Origin of the sequence: Bacillus sp. L75, assembly GCF_003676355.1 — a bacterium.
Lineage (GTDB): Bacteria > Bacillota > Bacilli > Bacillales > Bacillaceae > Bacillus > Bacillus velezensis.
Window position 1 is genome coordinate 1 of the sequence record NZ_ML064974.1, and the last position, 314, is coordinate 314.

A 314-nucleotide genomic window follows, 5' to 3' on the forward strand; every position below is an offset into this window, starting at 1 on the left:
CAGACAGCTGGCTTGATCTGATCGATATGAAGATTGCGTTTCTTAACAGTATTTCTGGAAAAGTATCTGATGCCGGATTGGCCGATTCGTTTGTGGAAGAGTCATTTTTAGAACACGAGCTGATTCATGCGAAGAATAAATCACAAGCCATCATGCAGGAGCAGCGCAATGAACTCAAGGACATCATAAATGAAATCAGCGATATCATTCATCTTGATGTTTTCTCTACAGAAGATGTCGATCAAAATCTGGAATCAGCAGACAAAAAACGGGACGATACCGTAAATAGGCTCGGCAAGCTTGATCACGATCTA

General features: G+C 41.4%; 1 protein-coding gene. It reads left to right on the forward strand.

The features are described from left to right. The coding region (locus D5S11_RS19770; protein WP_241211481.1) for a T7SS effector LXG polymorphic toxin at nt 1–314 on the forward strand (314 nt) is incomplete at both ends.